Below are 15,436 nucleotides of genomic sequence, written 5' to 3'. Positions count from 1 at the left end.
TCCTTTTTGTAATGAGCACACGATAAATAAGAAAAGGAACCGAGGGGATAACGAAAAACCAGCTTTACTGTGGTGAAATTATTACTTTTTAGAAAGGCTTGGAAAATCAACGTGATAGAGATTAGAATTACGAGATCTTAAACTATAACCCAGCACATGACTACCATTTTGGTTGATGGCAAAACGAGGCCGCATTTTTTCATAAGTAAAACGGCGTTGCTGAAACTCTCCATTGTCCAAATCCAGTTGATTTAACCATGTGGAGACTAAATCGAAATCACTCCAAATCAGTTTTTGCTGCTTAACATACCAGCGGCTGATAAATTCGGTGTTAATACTGTGACCAAGGGATTTTAGCTGACGCAACTCCTGATCCAGCAGATACAAGTCTCCCTTGCCGGTCGCAGCAATAAATCCCTTTGGCGTTTCACGTATTGAGCGATACCCTTTAACAAGCAGGTGACTGCGCTGACTAGCGCGATCAAACTGGTACAGCTCCCATTCCCCGGCAATTAACTGGCCGTAATAGACATGAGAGCCATCCAGCGAAAAAGCGGCATGGCTATCAAGAAAGCTTTGTGAAGTCGATACTAGATCAACCCCGCTCATATTCAGATCCAGCACTATGAGTTGCTGCCCTGCTTGCAACAGCAATGCATTCTGTGCGGGATGATGCTCTAAAATCTCTATATGTTTATCTGTTACAAAAAGAACTTCTTTATTGCTGTTTAATGGAGCATAGTTAACCAACATCCGCTGGTCTTGCTGTCGTATAACACCAAAATAGCCCTGATTGATACCGGCATAATGGAGCATCCGCAAAGCATGGGGCACGTTGACAATCCTCTCCGTAGAAAACTCAGACTCAAGCGCTAACTCGTAAAACACGGGCTCTGACAAGGATTGGTTTCGTAGTATGAGTAACTTTTGCCCTGATCCAGCAAGTGTAAAATCTTCGATTTTTTCCTCAGCATGTTCCATGATAACCCGCTGCCTATTCGATGTCAGTTCAACTAAAACTAACCCCTGCGTATCATCAAGAAAAATAAGCGACTCATCATCCTGCCATTCCAAGCGGTTAATAGAGTTAGTGGTTTGTTCTGAGTACAAAATCTGTTTTGATTGAAGATCCTGCACCTCCAGCCGAAATTCCACACCATTGATAAGTACAGCGCTAGCCAACCTGCGACCTGAGGGTGAATAAGTTGACCGATAAATATGCTCGGTAACACTACTTCGAGCCCGCAACAGCTGTAGCTGTTCAGCGCCAGCATCCCAACGATATAGCTTCAGAGTGCTGTATATATCATCAGTGGCATTAATTAACCAGTCGCCTTTCTCCCTCCCTAAACCCAAGTGGGATATAAGGGGAAAATCTATCACCATGTCTTCACCCACAAGCTGCATATTATTATCCAACTGCAAACGGTAGATAGAGGAGTTTCCTACTACCAGATCAACAAGCAGCAGTGAATGGTTATCCTCAAATACTAGGAAGCTAGGCTGTTGGGTAGTTATTGATAAAAGGCGAATATCGCGGTTTTGGCGATCCATCAGGTAAACTTGCCACGGCTCACTCTGATTTGGCCGACCAATAAATGCCAAGTAGGCGCCATCTGGGGACACTGCCAAACCACGTTTTTCTCCAGCGATGGTTGGGATAAGCTGACTTGATAACGGCGGCTCGTCAAATAATGGGGTATCTTGCTGCCCCTGCAATATAAACCACAGGAGAGCCGCACCAACCAAAAGCAGAAATGCCAGAGAGGGCACTCTACCTGAGCGGATAGGGATACTAGCTGACTGTTGAAGTACGTCAGCATAACCACCTGACGCTTGTAACAGATCAAGCTCGACTTCAACTCCTGTAGGTGTGGCAGATTCCGTCGGTGCCGTACTGACAACATCAGCAATATAACAAACCAGTTTGTAACCGCGCTTTGATAGTGATTTGATGTATTTAGGTTCATCAATACTGCTATCGCCAAGCAGGTTTCGCAGCTTTTTAATGGTACCCCGGACTGCCGTATCGCTTACCACACGCCCAGCCCAAACATGCTCGTGTAATTCTTGTAGGCTGACATAACGGTCCTGGTGAATCAGCAGGAACGCTAAGAGCTCCAGAACCTTAGGCTCAGCTTCCAACTCTGTTTCGCCCGAATACAGCAAATTACTGCTGCTATCGAAAATAAACTCACCAAGGATAACCTTAGACATAAAATCCAAATAAACACATACATTTAACAGCATTATTACCTGCTAAAACTTACAGGGCAAGTGAATTATCTGGATTTGATATTAGTGCCTGCTTTTCAATCAAGCTGGGCGCATTGTCTTAACCAAGCCGATTGAGCAATAAGCATCTGTTCAATGGTTTCACGATAGCGGTAAGCGTGCCGCTCTTTATTAAGCAATAATAGCTTCGCTTGCACTTGCTGTGCTTGCAGGGCTTGAAACATCATCTCAGATTGCAATGCCGCAGTACCTGGGTTTTCGTCGGCCGAACCGTGGATCAGCAATACAGGGGTTGTTACTTTATCTGCATGGAAAAAGGGTGACAGCTGCTGGTACAAATCGGGAGCCTGCCACAAGGTTCTTTTTTCACCCTGAAATCCTAGGGGAGTTAATGAGCGATTATAAGCACCACTGCGGGCTATGGCGCAACGAAAATCGCTACGCTCAGTTAGCAGACTGACTGCGCTGAAGGCACCATAGGAGTGCCCCATCAACACCAAACGGTTCCTATCAATACGGCCCGTACTCTCTAAAGCTGCTATCAAGGCATCTATATTTAGTTGCTGTTGCTGCCTAAAGGTATCATTCGGCTCTTGCCCATCTTGCCGAATGATCGGAGCCTGACTGGCATCAACAACAGCATAACCATCCAACAGTGCAACTAAGGGCCCCATGGGATCTACAGGCTGAAAAAGTGATTGCCGGGATGGTTTTGGCTGTTGCTGATGGGTGTGGTATTCACGGGGGTAGAGCCAAATTACCGCGGGTAATAATTGATCGACCGCCTTTTCTGGCAAAAATAGCTGGCTGTATAACTGCACACCGTCAGCACGCTGAAACTCCAATAACAGAGGTTCAGGCGTTGCTATAAGCGCATCAGAGTGCCAGTCATAAATCAGTTGCTCTGCTGCACTGCCATGGCTTAACCAGAGTGAAGGTGCCCGCTGTGCAGACTCCTTAGTTAGTAGAAGCCATTCTTTATCATCTTGCATTCTAAGGTAAAGCGGTGCTCTGCGTTGCTGTTGGTCACTGCTTGCAAAAACAATCTGCTGCTCCATTGACTCAGCATCCAGCCTCACCAGATAAGCTCCATCTCCCCAACGGTTTTGGCCATCGGCCTGAAAATAAATTGCTTGCGCCTTATTAGTTACCAACTGCGTTCTTCCATCTGGTAACAACTGGCTGACAAGTTCACCGGGAAATTCAGCACTATTGGTATAATCATAGTGCAGCAATAAGCGTTGAGGTTTGTCTGCGGCACCTAATAGCAGATCCCAATATCTAAGCTGCTTGAGGCCAGAATGAAAATCACTGTAAAGTAGGCGTCCACCCTCTGTAAGATGCAATTGATGCAAGCGCCAGCTGGTTTTAAACAACTCTTCTGGCGATGCAGTAAAGGGTGCCGCTAAGGTAAACACAGCGTCTCGATAGCTTGCATCAACAGCATGCCCGCGCAGCTCTATGCCTTCGGCCCAAATTAAAGTAGCTGGTTGATCAGGCCGCCACTGCACTAGGCGCGCCCCCTCGGCGGCGGCATCCGGCTCCCTGGCGCGCACCAGATCTGTCTGCAGCTTGGGTAACACTGCACTAATGTTTCCCGTTGCGATGTCAACAACTTGATACTCCCGCGCCAGACGATTAAAACGGATCCCTGGTTGCACTTCATCGGAAATATGTTGCACCAGTAAATAGCGACCGTCCGGTGAAATACTGATCGACTCAAGCAACAGCTCTGCTGTCAAGGATCGTACTTCGCCGTTTTTGCTAAGCAAAACAGCTTGCTGTCGCAGTAAAGCAGAAAACTTTTGCCGGTTAAAATCGGTATCAAGGGTATTACGATACACTCGCGTCTGAACCGACTGAGTATCCGCAATTTGCAGGGTAGCTGCTGGCGTTAAGGTATCAACAGGTTGCATTCTGCTGTGCCGCAGAATGACGTTTTGACTATCAGGCAACCAAACAATTGATGGTGCCTCTAATTGACCGGATACGGCTATATCCGACCAGAGCTCAGGCTGTTGTTGAGACAGTTGAAAGTGCCAGATATCCAAAGCATTCGCAGCAACGCCAACAAAAGCAACATTTTTGGAGTCTGGCGACCAACGCGCATCGCGGATATTCCGCTCAGGTATCCTCAGCTCTTTGCTTTGCCCGGTGCTGATATGGATCAGTTTTACCTTGTCTGTTACAAAACTGCCGGACTCTAAGGGGCGATCAACGTAAAACTCACGACCCAGCAGCTCGATCCGCCCTTCGTTGCTTTCGCTGTAAATGGATGGGTATGCAGCACCCGATGCCATCATTACCCATTGCTGATCCGGCGATAACCGCATCCAGCTTGGGCCAACATCCGTCATCAATCGGTGATAATCAAACTGAGCCAAGCTATCAGTTTGATAGGATGCTACCTCTGCTCTAGCCAGGCTAAAAGCAAAAAAAGTTTGCAGGCAGGCAAAGCACAACCAGCTACGCCACCTGAATGACATTGATATCCCCGACTGTCACGTTCTTTTTTTCAGGATGCGCATTGAAATAACTTAATGGGCAACCTAAGCGCCATTTATCCAGTGTGTCAAAGCCACTTATCCAGCTACCTATTTTTTGATGTTGAATCGTTAAAGTACCATCTTCATTGATACGTCCTATCTGATTGATGTCATCTTTCAATGCAACAGTGCATTTATTAAGATTCCCATCAGCTCGTATCGCAAGGGAGTTAGGCTTGGATGCGTAGCAAATATAGTTTGACTGCTCACTATCACTACCATAATAACGAGCATTTAATTCGGCAACAAAATTTTTCGAGCTTTTTTTAGCAATAAGTTTTTGAACCCTATCCTGATTTCCGCCAAGGTTCTCGATCGCTTTAAAAAACAATGAAAACCTTGTATCTGCGGCAAGATGTTTATCATACAACTTAAGAAAACGTTCAACTCCATCTTGATTCAGATCTGTTACATGAACTCGCAGCGTAATAATAAAATCGAGTTCAGTTTTTGATGCGTCAATTAATCGCTGCCATATTTTTTCAAAGCTTCCTCGCTGGTTCTTTGTAATGCGTGTCTTATTATGCGCTTCTTCATCACCATCAATAGAAATTTGGAATTTATTTTGTCGAAGTGCCACTAACCTTGTTAAGGTTTTTATATCCAACAAAGAGCCGTTAGTAGTCAAATCTCCCTGCAATTTACAACTATACTTCTCACATAAATCATAAGCATATTCTGCTATATCAAATAATATTTTCTTAGCAACCAGAGGCTCACCACCAAACCAAGACAAGTTTAGACTTTTGAGATTTTTAACCTTACTGGACAATAAAATTTTAACAGCATCAACTAACCACTGAGGCATGTTACCAATTTCAAAGTCTTCATAACAATACACACATCGGAAATTACACTCTTCTGTTGGAAACAATATCAAATGAAATCTATCATTTCTTAATGAAGAAGCTAGTTTTTTCCTATCAAAGCCACTGATCAATTCCACACAAAACCTCCGCAACAACAAAAGTTATCAGGCCAAACAAAAATATAGGCCTGATAAAATTCAGTCCACAATATACAAAGTGAGCTATTGAACTTCTGAAGCTTCTTTTTTTATAATGACACACCCTTTATTTACTTCGACACATCCCCTATTGCTAGCCTCATCATCATCTAAATCTTCAGGGTTGACACCGCCAGCAATCTCATTCAGAACTTCGTCATTAATTTTAATGTCACCATATTCATCTAAAGATATTTTTTTATCTTCTCTCATATATCACCTCAAATGTAAGTTAATTTAGAATTGCAGCCATAAGATGCAATTAAAGATTAACCGAAGAGATAGAAATTAAAACCTGTCAGATAATACAGGGAGCTATAACTTTAAAGGAAAGAAGGTAAAAGAGATGATCGTTTTATGAAACATTTCATTTTGAAACGGTGAATGCCAAGTGCGATGCACCTGACATTCGATGTTGAAAGGACTATTTCGTTAACTTCACCGGCCGTTGCCAGTCTGCAATATGCCGCTGCTTAGCACGAGCAACCACAAGCTCGCCGTCTGCGGCATCGCGGGTAAGTACTGAGCCGGCACCGACAGTGGCATTCACACCAACTGTCACGGGTGCTACTAACGAACTGTTCGAACCAATAAAGGCACCGTCTTTAATGGTGGTAACAAATTTATTCGCGCCATCATAGTTACAGGTAATGGTACCGGCACCAACATTAACCTTGCTACCAATTACCGCATCACCCAAGTAAGTTAAGTGGTTAGCTTTAGAGCCTTTACCCAGGGTGGTTTTCTTCATCTCGACAAAATTACCGACATGGCTGTCATCCTGCATTACTGAATCAGGCCGCAGCCGGGCATAAGGGCCAACCGAGCAATCGCTGCCGACAGTGGCTTGTTCAATCATCGAGTTGGGTTTAACTTCGGTGTTATCGCCAATAGTGCAGTCTTTCAGAATACAGTTGGCACCAATGGTCACGCCTTTCCCCAGCAACACTTTGCCTTCAAAAATAACGTTGATATCGATCATCACGTCATTGCCCACTTCAACCGTACCACGCACATCAATGCGCGCCGGATCGCGCAGGTTAGCGCCAGCTAACATTAACTCTTCGGCTTTTCGCTGCTGATAGGCACGCTCTAAGGCGGCTAACTGCACCCGATTATTGGCGCCCTCGACTTCCATCGGGTTTTGCGGTTGGGCAGTGGCAATGTCCACGCCTTCGGCGTGAGCCATCGCAATTACATCGGTCAGATAATATTCGCCCTGAGCATTACTATTCGATAACCGGCTCAGCCAGCCTTTTAGCTGTTTACCCGGCAGCGCCATAATGCCGCTGTTTACTTCCTGAATTTTCAGTTGCTCTGGCGAAGCATCTTTTTGCTCGACAATACCTACTACCTTGCCGTTTTCGCGCACAATACGGCCATAGCCGGTCGGGTTAGGTAAGTTAACAGTGAGAATAGCTAAACCATTGGCTGGCTTAACAGCTAGAAGTTGCTGCAGTGTTTCCAGCCGGGTTAACGGCACATCACCATACAGCACTAATACGGTATCTTCGTCAGCGATATTCGGGATGGCTTGCGCCACTGCATGGCCGGTACCCAGCTGCTCGGCCTGTAGCACCCAATGCAGTGGCTGCTCGCCCATAGCGGTTTTTAATGCCTCGGCACCATATCCATAAACCAGTTGTGGCTTGTCGGCGCCCAGTGCGCGGGCAGTATCAATCACATGCTGCACCATCGGCCGCTCGGCCACCTTGTGCAATACCTTAGGTAAGTCCGATTTCATCCGTGTGCCTTTACCGGCGGCTAAAATGACGACATTTAAACCCATAATAACGATCCTGTTGTGTAAGATGCCGGTATTTTAACAAGGATAGGCTGCGATGTAAGCCAACCCTTAGAAAAAAGGGAGCCTGCCGGCTCCCTTTGCATAGCAGCGATCCTTGGTTAATCGGCGGCGCGGCCGTCACCAATATACTTATCGAAGAAGGCTAACATCTTTTGCCAGCGTTCGACGTTATTTTCCGGCTTGTAAAAGCCATGGCCTTCTTTTTCTTTAACCAACCACTCAAACGGGTGATTGCGCTTTTCCAGCTCGGCCCGTAAACGCTCGGCATGAATAATAGGCACCCGCTGATCTTCCTTACCATGGATAATAAATACCGGTGCTTTAAGCTTGTCTAAGTGCTTGATCGGTGACTGGGCATCAAGCCGCTCTTTATCACGACCAATCGCCATTTCCAGATAGTTAATCCCGCTTTTGCGTTGTGGAATATCACCATCGGTGTACATCAGATTCAAATCAAAGACCCCAACAAAACCGACAGTACATTTATATAAGTCCGGCTCCCGCACCGCACTCATTAACGCTGCATAGCCACCGTAAGAGCCACCATAGGCACATACCCGACTTTGGTCGACGATACCCTCTTTGACCAGATGTAACACGCCATCCGTCATATCATCGATCATTGTCGTGCCCCAATTCAGATAGCCGGCCTGTAAAAAGCTGCGGCCAAAACCACCCGAACCACGGAAGTTAGGCTGTAAAACAGCATAACCGTGTTGCGCTAAAACCTTAGCATCACTGTCGTAATCCAGGTAGTCGCGAGGACCATGCGGGCCACCATGCGGTAACATAATCAGCGGTAGATTTTTAGCTTCTTTGTTGTTGGGTAAGGTTAGGATGGCGTGAATATCCAGGCCGTCACGACTCTTATAAAAAATCGCCTGGGTTTGCGCCAGCTGCTCAGCTTTAAGCCAGGGGCTGGCATTGAGCAAATAACTTAATTGCTTATTTTTCAGATCATAGATATAAAATTCCACTGGGTGGTTGGCAGAGCGCACCGAAAGTATTGCCAGACTATTGTCACGGGTGCCTGACGTTATGCCTATGCGACGGCCGGGAAAGACTGCACGCAATCCTTGCAAATGCGCACTGAACTCCTGACTTTGTACATCGGCAAAAAATACTTCATCATAAATATCATAATCATAGGCAGCACCTATGACTTCATTAACCAGGCCATTTCGGACACTATAAATTGGCGCAACATCGACTTTAGGATGGTGAGCAATGATTTCTTCCTGACCCGTTTCAGGATTGAAAATGCTGATTGCCTGAGTATCAGTCTGAGTGTCACTTAAACCCAGGATGCGGACATTATCAGCCATAAAACGTAGCGGTATAAAACTGCCATCACGTTGACCATAGCGACGTAAGGTTTGCCACTCGCTACGCTCGTCTTTGCGATACATCATCACCATTTCATTGTCGTTATTCTGATCAACACCAACCGCAATACGTGCTACACCGTTGCCATCAGTGATCATATCCGACGAACGCATCGGCGCCCGCGCAATCTGCCGGGTACGTCCGTTATCGATATTTAGCCGCTTAATTAAGCTAAAAGAGCCCACCCTATTTGGCGTAGCGCTGACGATCAGCACAAAGTTATCTTCCGCCGGCAGATAGTTAATAACGACCGCCGGATCTTTATCGTTATCCGCCCGATAACCGGTTAACATCCGCGGATTAGAGCCATCAGCATTAACCGCAAAAATTTCACCGGTTGGCACAGGGGTTTCCAGCGAGCCGATGTCCCGTACCAGATTAATCAAAATCCGTTCAGCATTAGCCCAGTTAATGGCGCCAATCGAATCCTTTCCGGTAAAGTGACGAACACTAAGGATTTTATTAGTTTTAATATCAATAACCTGCAGGTAAATATTGCCTTCATCGCTGCGCGTGGTTGCAGCCAGATATTTACCGGTTGGCGAGATCTTTATCTCCAGAAACTGAGCCTGTCTGGCGTAATCTTCCAGGGTCAGGGTTTGAGCCGCTACACCAAACTGGCATAGCATAAACAGTGCCGCTATTAGCAGGCGCATGGTGAGTTTTCCTGTGTTGTTATTATCGAATGCGTAGCCGTTTTACTATAAGGAGGTTTACTGCTTGGTACAAGTTGTAACAGGGCCGTTACAAAGAATTTTTTGATATAAAAAAACCACCCGCAGGTGGTTTTTTAAACTCGCAAGACTTATTTCTTCCGCATTTTCTGAATAACGCGCAGCTGGGCAATGGCTTCCGCCAGTTGTGCCGCAGCCTCAGCGTAATTAAAGTCAGCGCTGGCATGCTGCATGGCTTCTTCAGCACGTTTTTGTGCGTCTAAAGCAGCCTGCTCATCTAAGTCTTCGCCACGTACCGCTACATCGGCCAGCACTGTAATGTTGTCGGGTTGTACTTCTAATACACCACCAGCAACATAAATCAGATGCTCTTCGCCAAACTGCTTCACGATACGGACCATGCCAGGTTTCAGGGTGGTCAGTAAAGGGGCGTGAAAGGGTAACACACCCAACTCGCCCTCACTGCCTGTGACCTGCACGGATTCGACAAGGCCGGAGAAGATTTTTTCTTCGGCACTTACTACATCCAGTTGCACTGTCATCGCCATCTCGCTCTCCTAAAGCCTGAACTTACAGTTTCTTCGCTTTTTCGATCGCTTCGTCGATTGAACCAACCATGTAGAAAGCCTGCTCTGGCATATGGTCATATTCACCGGCCAGGATGCCTTTAAAGCCACGGATAGTTTCTTTCAGCGGCACGTACTTACCTGGTGAGCCAGTGAATACTTCAGCAACGAAGAATGGCTGTGACAGGAAGCGCTGAATTTTACGCGCCCGGTATACAGTAGTACGGTCTTCATCAGACAGTTCATCCATACCCAGAATGGCGATAATATCTTTCAGCTCTTTGTAACGCTGCAGTACTGTTTGTACGCCACGCGCCACTTCATAGTGCTCTTTACCGATAACCAGTGGGTCTAACTGACGAGAGGTAGAGTCCAGTGGGTCGATCGCCGGGTAAATACCCAGTGACGCAATGTTACGGCTTAATACAACGGTCGCATCTAAGTGCGAGAACGTCGTTGCCGGTGACGGGTCAGTTAAGTCATCCGCAGGTACGTAAACGGCCTGGATTGACGTGATAGAACCGGTCTTAGTTGAGGTGATACGCTCTTGCAGTACACCCATCTCTTCGGCTAGCGTTGGCTGATAACCTACTGCTGATGGCATACGACCTAATAGTGCTGATACTTCAGTACCTGCTAGGGTATAACGGTAAATGTTATCTACGAAGAACAGAACGTCACGGCCTTCATCACGGAATTTTTCTGCCATAGTTAAGCCAGTTAACGCTACGCGTAAACGGTTACCTGGTGGCTCGTTCATCTGACCGTAAACTAACGATACTTTATCGAGTACGTTAGAGTCTTTCATTTCGTGATAGAAGTCGTTACCTTCACGAGTACGCTCACCAACACCGGCGAATACAGAGTAACCGCTGTGCTCGATCGCGATGTTCCGGATCAGTTCCATCATGTTTACGGTTTTACCTACACCGGCACCACCGAACAGACCTACTTTACCGCCTTTCGCGAAGGGGCAAACTAAGTCGATAACTTTAATACCTGTTTCTAACAGTGCATTTGAAGCTGCTTGATCTTCGTATGAAGGGGCAGCGCGGTGGATTGACCAACGCTCTTCTTCACCGATAGGACCAGCTTCGTCAATCGGGTTACCTAAAACGTCCATAATACGACCTAAGGTCGCTTTACCAACAGGAACCTGAATGGCTTTACCAGAATTTCCAACTAAGGTACCACGACGTAACCCGTCTGTAGTGCCCATTGCGATAGCACGTACTGTACCGCCACCCAGCTGCTGCTGTACTTCCAGCACTAAACCAGCCAGATCGCCGTCGGTAACGTTTAACGCGTCATAGATACCAGGTACCGCATCTTGTGGAAAATCGATATCCACAACGGCGCCAATGATTTGGACGACCTTACCTTGACTCATGATGTTTCCTCAATTTTGCAAAACTTAAAACCTTAGCCTACCGCTGCGGCACCCGCGACAATTTCGCTCAGTTCTTGGGTAATAGCAGCCTGACGCGCTTTGTTGTAAACCAACTTCAGTTCATCCATCAGGTTTCCTGCGTTATCGGTGGCGGCTTTCATTGCAACCATACGGGCTGCTTGTTCGCTCGCTAAATTTTCGACAACACCTTGGAAAACTTGAGATTCCATATAGCGATTCATCAACATATCTAAGATAGGTTGTGGATCGGGTTCATATATGTAGTCCCAGTTATGCTTACGCTTCGCGAGGTCTGTTTTAGGTAAAGGTAACAATTGCTCGATCACTGGTTCTTGTTTCATAGTGTTAACAAACTTGTTATACACTAAAAATAAGCGATCAATACGGCCTTCATCAAAGGCGTTAAGCATCACTTTAACCGAACCAATTACGTCAGCCAGTCTAGGCACATCACCTGAACCAGCTTGGGCTGCGACAACTTTACCACCATAACGCTTAAAGAAAGCGGTAGCTTTATTGCCGATTACAGCAAACTCAGTTGTTACGCCTTGGTCATTCCAACGTTTTAGATCTGTAGCAACTTTCTTAAATTCATTGGTATTCAGGCCACCGCAAAGACCACGGTCGGTAGAGATGACAATATAGCCAACCCGTTTTACCTCACGCTCCACTAAATAGGGATGGCGGTATTCCAGGTTACCATTAGCAACATTACCGATCACTTTGCGCATACCTTCAGCGTATGGGCGAGTTGCAGCCACGCGGTCTTGCGCTTTGCGCATCTTACTAACCGCAACTTTTTCCATAGCACTGGTGATCTTGCGAGTATTATTAATACTCCCAATCTTACTTTTTATCTCTTTACCACCGGCCATGACTGTATCTCCGATTTATTCAACGAATGGGGTGGCTAAGCCACCCACATTGCTTACCAGGTCTGCGTTGCCTTGAATTTTTCAATGGCGGCTTTAAACGTAGACTCGATTTGATCGTTGTAATTACCGGTTTTGTCGATCTCAGCCATCAGCTCAGCATGTTCAGCTTTCATGTAAGAAATTAAGCCGGCTTCAAAATCTTGGATTTTGGCTACGTCTACATCTTTCATAAAACCTTTTTCAATAGCAAAAATAGAGATACCCATCTCGGCTACTGACATTGGGCTGTATTGTAACTGCTTCATCAGCTCAGTAACTTTTTGACCGTGCTCTAACTGAGCGCGGGTCGCATCGTCTAAGTCAGAAGCAAACTGCGCGAACGCGGCTAATTCTGAGTACTGTGCTAAAGCTAAACGGATACCACCACCCAGCTTTTTGATGATTTTCGTTTGTGCTGCACCACCAACCCGCGATACCGAAATACCAGCATTTACCGCAGGACGGATACCGGCGTTAAATAAGTCAGTTTCTAAGAAGATCTGACCATCAGTAATCGAAATTACGTTGGTTGGTACGAATGCTGAAACGTCACCCGCTTGCGTTTCGATAATTGGTAAGGCCGTTAATGAACCGGTTTTACCTGTTACCGCACCTTTGGTGTAACGCTCAACATAGTCAGCATTAACACGAGATGCACGCTCCAGTAAGCGAGAGTGTAAATAGAATACGTCACCTGGATAAGCTTCACGGCCTGGTGGACGACGTAACAATAACGAGATCTGGCGGTAAGCAACAGCTTGCTTAGACAAATCATCGTATACGATCAGTGCATCTTCACCGTTGTCACGGAAGTATTCACCCATAGTACAACCAGAGTACGGGGCTAAGAACTGTAATGCAGCAGCTTCTGAAGCCGAGGCCACAACTACGATAGTGTGAGCCAGAGCGCCGTGTTCTTCCAGCTTACGTACCACGTTAGCGATAGTTGAAGCCTTTTGGCCAACCGCTACGTATACGCACTTAACGCCAGTACCTTTTTGGTTGATGATGGCATCGATAGCCAGCGCCGTTTTACCGGTCTGACGGTCACCGATTAATAATTCACGTTGGCCACGGCCGATTGGAATCATTGCATCAACAGATTTGTAACCGGTTTGCATTGGCTGATCTACCGATTGACGGTCGATTACACCTGGGGCAATTTTTTCAACAGGTTCATAACCTGCTGCTTCTATCGGACCTTTACCATCAATAGGTGCACCCAAGGTGTTAACTACACGACCTAACAGGCCTGGGCCTACAGGTACTTCAAGGATACGGCCAGTACTTTTAACTTTAGTGCCTTCCGTCAGATCCGCATACGGACCCATTACTACCGCACCCACTGAGTTACGCTCTAAGTTCAGTGCGATTGCATAACGGCTGCCAGGAAGCTCAATCATTTCGCCTTGCATACAATCAGCAAGACCATTGATACGGATAATACCGTCAGTTACCTGAACGATAGTACCTTCATTACGAGCTTCGCTGACCACATCAAACTGAGCAATACGTTGTTTGATCAGTTCGGATATTTCAGTGGAATTCAGTTGCATACTCTATTCCCCAATTAGGACTGTAGCGCGGTAACAAGACGATCCAATTTACCTCGGACCGTACCATCAATAACCATGTCACCCGCTTTAATTATCATACCGCTCACGACTGAAGCATCTACACTGCAAAGTAATTTAACTTTACGATCAAGACGTTTAGACAACGCCGCAACAAGTTTTTCTTGTTGCGCTGCATTCAATTCAGTGCCAGACGTGACTTCTACAACTGCTTCACGCTCATATTCACTTTTAAGTTCAGTGAATCTAGCAAACACTGCTGGTAAAGCGAGCAATCTCTGATTTTCAGCCATTACATGAATTAAATTATGGGCAGCACTGTCTAAGTACTCACCACAAATTTCCTTCATAAGCTCAGCTTGAGCAGTTGCGGTAGTGTTGCTACGCAAGAAGGCAACCATATTAGCGTCGCTTGCAACTTCTGCTGCAAAGGCTAACATCTGTTGCCAAGCGGCTAGAGTATTCTGTTCAACAGCATACTCAAAAGCCGCCTTTGCATAAGGACGAGCAATATTCGTCATATCAGACATAGCCCGCTCCTATTACAATTCCTGAACCAATTTTTCCAAAATGTCGCTGTGAGCAGCGTCATCAATTTCGCGTTGCAGAATGCGTTCAGCACCTGCTACCGCCAGAGAGGCAACTTGTTTACGCAATTCTTCGCGTAAACGGCTACGGTCCGCTTCAACTTCAGCACGAGCTTGTTCAAGAATTTGCTCACGCTCAGCACTGGCTTTGGCAACCGCTTCATCAATCATCTTGCTTTCACGCTTACGCGCTTGTTCGATAATGGCTGAAGCCTGTTCTTTTGCCTCACGCAGATATTCTTTAGCTTTATCTTGCGCTAAGTGCAGATCTTTTTCTGCACGATCAGTCGCGGCTAAACCATCTGCTATTTTTTTCTGGCGCTCTTCAATCGCTGCATTGATTGGTGGCCACACAAATTTCAGTGTAAACCACACAAATACGGCCATTGCAATCGACTGACCTAATAGGGTTGCGTTAATATCCACAACGAGCCTCCTTAAAAATTACGTTATTGGGGACTCAAATTAACCTACGAACGGGTTTGCGAATAACAGTAATAAGGCAACACCAACGCCGATCATAGAGATCGCATCGATCAGACCTGCAAGGATGAACATTTTAGTTTGTAACTGTGGAGCCATTTCTGGTTGACGAGCAGAAGCTTCCAGAAAACGGCCACCCATTAAGGCGAAACCAATTGCAGTACCGATGGCAGCAGTAGACAGGATAATGGCTACAGCGAACAAGGTTGCGATTTCAATTGTCATGTTGTATCTCCAAGTTTAATGT

General features: G+C 46.1%; 13 protein-coding genes. All 13 read right to left on the bottom strand.

The genetic code is table 11. From position 1 onward, the window contains the following. Positions 1–81 precede the first annotated feature (81 nt). Positions 82–2,250, bottom strand: coding sequence for a winged helix-turn-helix domain-containing protein (locus tag AEST_RS00370; protein WP_008606228.1), 2,169 nt, complete (start codon positions 2,248–2,250; stop codon positions 82–84). Between the two features lie 62 nt (positions 2,251–2,312). Then, positions 2,313–4,619, bottom strand: a complete 2,307-nt coding sequence (locus tag AEST_RS00365; protein ID WP_202948003.1) for a S9 family peptidase — start codon at positions 4,617–4,619, stop codon at positions 2,313–2,315. An 82-nt stretch (positions 4,620–4,701) separates the two neighbouring features. Next, positions 4,702–5,727 carry a radical SAM protein gene (locus tag AEST_RS00360; RefSeq protein ID WP_008606226.1) on the bottom strand — a complete coding sequence of 342 codons (1,026 nt, stop codon included), beginning with the start codon at positions 5,725–5,727 and terminating at the stop codon, positions 4,702–4,704. A gap of 84 nt (positions 5,728–5,811) precedes the next feature. Beyond that, on the bottom strand, positions 5,812–6,000 hold the full coding sequence (locus tag AEST_RS00355) for a hypothetical protein (RefSeq protein WP_008606225.1): 189 nt from the start codon (positions 5,998–6,000) through the stop codon (positions 5,812–5,814). Positions 6,001–6,211: 211 nt separating this feature from the next. Next, the gene (gene glmU / locus AEST_RS00350) at positions 6,212–7,576 is read right to left on the bottom strand and encodes a bifunctional UDP-N-acetylglucosamine diphosphorylase/glucosamine-1-phosphate N-acetyltransferase GlmU (protein ID WP_008606224.1); all 1,365 of its coding nucleotides are present in this window, start codon (positions 7,574–7,576) and stop codon (positions 6,212–6,214) included. Positions 7,577–7,692: 116 nt separating this feature from the next. Continuing rightward, the gene (locus AEST_RS00345) at positions 7,693–9,636 is read right to left on the bottom strand and encodes an alpha/beta hydrolase family protein (RefSeq protein WP_008606223.1); all 1,944 of its coding nucleotides are present in this window, start codon (positions 9,634–9,636) and stop codon (positions 7,693–7,695) included. Positions 9,637–9,785: 149 nt separating this feature from the next. Next, positions 9,786–10,202 carry a F0F1 ATP synthase subunit epsilon gene (locus AEST_RS00340; protein ID WP_008606222.1) on the bottom strand — a complete coding sequence of 139 codons (417 nt, stop codon included), beginning with the start codon at positions 10,200–10,202 and terminating at the stop codon, positions 9,786–9,788. Positions 10,203–10,224: 22 nt separating this feature from the next. Continuing rightward, a complete protein-coding gene (atpD, locus tag AEST_RS00335; RefSeq protein ID WP_008606220.1) occupies positions 10,225–11,610 on the bottom strand; it encodes a F0F1 ATP synthase subunit beta in 1,386 nt (461 codons plus the stop codon). A 32-nt stretch (positions 11,611–11,642) separates the two neighbouring features. Further along, positions 11,643–12,506, bottom strand: coding sequence for a F0F1 ATP synthase subunit gamma (gene atpG / locus AEST_RS00330; RefSeq protein ID WP_008606219.1), 864 nt, complete (start codon positions 12,504–12,506; stop codon positions 11,643–11,645). A gap of 53 nt (positions 12,507–12,559) precedes the next feature. Next, positions 12,560–14,101, bottom strand: a complete 1,542-nt coding sequence (atpA, locus tag AEST_RS00325) for a F0F1 ATP synthase subunit alpha (protein ID WP_008606218.1) — start codon at positions 14,099–14,101, stop codon at positions 12,560–12,562. 14 nt (positions 14,102–14,115) lie between these two features. Next, entirely contained in the window at positions 14,116–14,649 is a 534-nt protein-coding gene (gene atpH / locus AEST_RS00320; RefSeq protein ID WP_008606217.1) for a F0F1 ATP synthase subunit delta, read from the bottom strand. Between the two features lie 12 nt (positions 14,650–14,661). Next, positions 14,662–15,132: a F0F1 ATP synthase subunit B gene (gene atpF / locus AEST_RS00315; RefSeq protein WP_008606216.1), complete on the bottom strand. Its 471-nt coding sequence runs from the start codon at positions 15,130–15,132 to the stop codon at positions 14,662–14,664. 39 nt (positions 15,133–15,171) lie between these two features. Then, positions 15,172–15,414 (bottom strand): F0F1 ATP synthase subunit C, encoded by a 243-nt coding sequence (gene atpE, locus AEST_RS00310; RefSeq protein ID WP_008606215.1) that lies wholly within the window; start codon positions 15,412–15,414, stop codon positions 15,172–15,174. Positions 15,415–15,436: the final 22 nt, after the last annotated feature.

It is taken from the genome of Alishewanella aestuarii B11 (assembly GCF_000280055.1).
In the GTDB taxonomy this organism is placed as follows: Bacteria; Pseudomonadota; Gammaproteobacteria; order Enterobacterales; family Alteromonadaceae; genus Alishewanella; species Alishewanella aestuarii.
Note: the sequence above shows the minus strand (reverse complement) of the source record. Positions and strands in the feature narration are given on the sequence as shown.